This window comes from Micromonospora sp. I033 (genome assembly GCF_053890995.1).
The window spans coordinates 1-3971 of the sequence record NZ_JBSSLX010000336.1; the positions used below are offsets into that span (position 1 = coordinate 1).

At 76.8% G+C, this 3971-nt stretch carries 3 protein-coding genes; 1 reads left to right on the forward strand and 2 read right to left on the reverse strand.

Annotation, left to right across the window (positions count from 1 at the left end):
• Both ACW0Q9_RS29585 and ACW0Q9_RS29590 read right to left on the reverse strand, forming a co-directional pair.
• Positions 1–2117, reverse strand: a 2117-nt coding sequence (locus tag ACW0Q9_RS29585; RefSeq protein ID WP_456186910.1) for a bifunctional [glutamine synthetase] adenylyltransferase/[glutamine synthetase]-adenylyl-L-tyrosine phosphorylase, incomplete at its 3' end; no start/stop codon positions are given.
• 1 nt (position 2118) lies between these two features.
• A complete protein-coding gene (locus ACW0Q9_RS29590; RefSeq protein WP_456186912.1) occupies positions 2119–2886 on the reverse strand; it encodes a type 1 glutamine amidotransferase in 768 nt (255 codons plus the stop codon).
• A 65-nt stretch (positions 2887–2951) separates the two neighbouring features.
• Here ACW0Q9_RS29590 and ACW0Q9_RS29595 point away from each other — a divergent pair, with 65 nt between their 5' ends.
• Positions 2952–3881 carry a S66 peptidase family protein gene (locus ACW0Q9_RS29595; protein WP_456186914.1) on the forward strand — a complete coding sequence of 310 codons (930 nt, stop codon included), beginning with the start codon at positions 2952–2954 and terminating at the stop codon, positions 3879–3881.
• The last annotated feature ends 90 nt before the right edge of the window (positions 3882–3971 follow it).

The following is a 3971-nucleotide window of genomic DNA, read 5'->3' on the forward strand; positions in this document are numbered from 1 at the left end:
AGGGTGGCGTCGGCGACGTCGGAGAGGGCGACGCCGACCGCGCTGACGTCCGCCAGGGTGGGCGTCCGGCCACCGCCGTCCGCCGAGCGGGGAGTGAGCGGGGCGAGGGCGCCGGCCCGGCTGAGCACGTCGGCGCAGGCGAGCCGGACCAGCTCGCGGCGGCGCAGCGCGCGTACCGCGCGGGTGGCCTCGACCGGGTCGTCGTGCCGGGCCGCGGCGGCGGTGAATCCCTCGGCGAGCACCTCGCGCGGGCGCGGCGTCAGCTCGGTGTCCTCGGCCAGCAGCCGCAGCGCCTCCGGCTCGCGGGCCAGCAGGTCGGCGGCGTACCGGGAGGAGGAGAGCACCCGGGCCAGCCGGCGGGCCACCGGGCCGGAGTCGCGCAGCAGCCGCAGGTACCAGGGGGTGCTGCCGAGCTTGTCGGAGACCTGCCGGTAGTTGAGCAGCCCGCGGTCCGGCTCGGGCGCGTCGGCGAACTCGCTGAGCAGCACCGGCAGCAGGGTGCGCTGGATGGCGGCGGTGCGACTCACCCCGCCGGTGAGCGCCTGGAGGTGGCGCAGCGCCCCGGCCGGGTCGGCGAAGCCGAGGATCTCCAGCCGGTGACGGGCCGCCTCCGGGGTGAGCCGCAGCCCCTCGGCCGGCACCCGGGCCACCGACTCCAGCAGCGGCCGGTAGAGCAGCTTGGCGTGCAGCCGGCGTACCTCGGTGGCGTGGGTGACCCACTCGGCGCGGAACTCCTCGACGGCGCTGCGGCCCGGGGTGGCCGCGTAGCCGAGCGCGGCGGCCAGCCAGCGCAGTGCGGCCGGCTCGGTCGGCACGGTGTGGGTGCGGCGCAGGCCCTGGAGCTGGAGCCGGTGCTCGACGGCGCGCAGGAAGCGGTAGCCGCGCAGCAGCGCCTCCCCGTCGGCGCGGCCGACGTAGCCACCGGTGACCAGGGCGCGCAGCGCCGGGATGGTGCCCGGCGCCCGCAGCGACTCGTCGCCCCGGCCGTGCACGAGCTGGAGCAGCTGGACGGCGAACTCGATGTCGCGCAGCCCGCCCGGGCCGCGCTTGATCTCGCGTTCCAGCTCCTTCGGCGGGATGTTGTCGATGATCTTCCGGCGCATCGCCCGGACGTCCTCGACCGCCTCCGGCCGCTCGGCGGCGGTCCAGACCAGCGGGGCCAGCGCGTCGATCCACTCCCGGGCCAGCGCCAGGTCGCCGGCGGCCGGTCGCGCCTTGAGCAGCGCCTGGAACTCCCAGGTGCGGGCCCAGCGGCGGTAGTAGGCCAGGTGGCTGGCGAGGGTGCGGACGAGCGGCCCCCGGTTGCCCTCGGGACGCAGCGCGGCGTCCACCGGCCAGGCGACCAGCCCGCAGACGTGGATCAGCCGGGTGGCGACCAGGGTCGCGGCCGCCAGGTCGTCATCGGTGGCGGCGACGAAGATGACGTCCACGTCGGAGACGTAGTTGAGTTCGTCGCCGCCGCACTTGCCCATCGCCACCACGGCCAGCCGGGGCCGGGCCGTGCCCTCCGGCAGCTCGTCGACGGCGATGCCGTAGGCGGCGGCCAGGGTGGCGTCGGCGAGCCCGGAGAGCGCCGCCATGGTCTGCTCCAGGCCGCGCCCGCCGGTCAGGTCGGCCGCCGCGATCCGCAGCAGCGCCAACCGGTACGCCTGCCGCAGCACCGGGATCGGGCCGGTGGCGGCGGTCAGCCGGGCGGCGGCCGCCAGGTCGAGCCGGCCGTCGGCGCGGGGCGCGAGCCCGTCCGGCTCGGTGGCCAGCACGGCCCACTGGTGGGGGTTGGCCACCAGGTGGTCGCCCAGCGCCGAGGAGGCGCCGAGAACGGCGACCAGGCGGCGGCGCAGCCCCGGGTCGGCAGCGAGCGCCTCCAGCACGGCCGGCTTCTCCCCGGTACGCCGTTCCGCCTCGACGACGCGGTGCAACTGGCGCAGCGCCAGGTCGGGGTCGGCGGCCCGGGACAGCGCGGCGAGCAGCTCGCCGGCCGCCTCGTCGGCGGGTTCCTGCTCCGCGGTCCGCCACAACCCGAGCCCGTCCGGACCGAGCAGGTCGGCGGCGCGCGCCCCGCCGTCGGCCTCGGCGAAGCCGTAGCGGGCCAGGCGCCCCCGGGTCGGTCGGGTCATCTCAGTGCCCGAGCAGCGGCAGACTGGGGCGGATGGTCGCGTCGTCCAGCTCGCCGAGGGCGAGGGCGGCGAACCGGATGGCGAACGGCTGCCAGACCTCCTCCACGTCGGCCATCACCCGGTCGCAGGCCGCCACCACCAGCTCCGGGTCGTAACCCAGCTCCGCCAGCAGCTCGGAGTCGCGGGCCCAGTCGGCGATCATCGCGGTGTCGCACTCGATGTGGAACTGGAGCCCCCAGGCCCGGTCGCCGAGGCGGAACGCCTGGTGCGGGTAGCGGGTCGAGGCGGCCAGCAGGGTGGCGCCCTGCGGCAGCTCGGTGATCTCGTCGGAGTGCCACTGGAGCACGTCCGGGATCAGCGGCACGTACCGGAACAGCGGGTCGGTCTCGGCCGCGTCCCGCCTGCCCACCACGCCCGGCCCGACCTCGGGCCCGGACGGGCTGCGCTCGACCTGCCCGGCGTGGGCGGTGGCCAGCAGCTGCCCGCCGAGGCAGACCCCGAGGGTGGGGATCCGCTGCCGGACCGCCTTGCGCAACAACCCTTCGAGGGCCGGGAACCAGGGCGCGCCGGGGCTCCCGTCGGCCAGCGGGTAGGCCTGCTGCTCGCCCCCGAGCACCACGAGCGCGACGTATCCGTCGAGGTCGGCGGGGAGCTCGTCGCCGGCGTGCGGGCGCAGGACGAACAGGTCCAGGCCCCCCTCGGTGAGCCACTCCCCCAGGCGGCGGAGGTCGTCGGTCGGGTCGTTCTCGATCACCAGCGCGGTCGCCACGACGTCGAGGCTATCCGGTGCGCCCGGCGCCGGCCGGTCCGGCTCCGCCGCACTAGGCTCCCGTCGTGCCCACCGACGACTGCCTGCGCCCACCGGTCCTGCGCCCCGGCGACCGGGTGATGCTGGTCTCGCCCTCCGGCCCGACCCGCCCGGAGCGGGTGGCCCGCGGGATCGAGCTGCTCACCGGCTGGGGGCTGCGCCCGGTGCCGGCGCCGCACGCGTACGCCCGGCAGGGCTACCTGGCCGGCGCCGACGAGCTGCGGGCCGCCGACCTGAACACCGCGTTCGCCGACCCGGAGATCCGCGGGGTGATCTGCACCCGGGGCGGCTACGGCGTGCAGCGGGTCGTGGACCTCATCGACATGGCGGCGGTCCGCCGCGACCCGAAGGTGGTGGCCGGCTTCTCCGACATCACCGCGTTGCAGTTCGCGCTCTGGCGGGGCGCCCGGCTGGCCGGCGTGCACGGTCCGGGCGCGGCCTGGCGGGACGATCGCACCCCGCCGCGCTCGGCCGAGTCGCTGCACGCCGCGCTGATGACCACCGAGCCGGTGACCGTCGAGGCGGTGAAGGAGGAGGAGACGTACCCGGTCCGGGTGCCCGGGCGGGCGGAGGGGCGGCTGCTCGGCGGCAACCTCTGCCTGATCACCGCGTCCATCGGCACCCCGGACATGCCCGACCTGACCGGGGCGGTGCTGCTGGTCGAGGAGGTGCAGGAGCCGCCCTACAAGGTCGACCGGATGCTCACCCACCTGCGCCGCTGCGGCGCCCTGGACGGGATCGCCGGGGTGGCGGTGGGCCAGTTCACCGAGTGCGCCGACGGCTGGGACACCACGGTCACGGACGTGCTCACCGAGCGCCTCGGCGACCTCGGCGTCCCCGTCCTCGGCGGCCTCCCCATCGGCCACGGCCCCGACCAACTGACCGTCCCGGTGGGCACCCCCGCCGTCCTCGACGCCACCACCGGCACCCTGACGGTCTCCCCCGCCGTCCACTGACCTTCAGGATCAGGGGGTGAGGTGGGCGACGGCCCCGGATTCCAGGGCCGCCCAGACCGTGCCGTCGGGGGTGGGCGTGCCGGTGGCGCA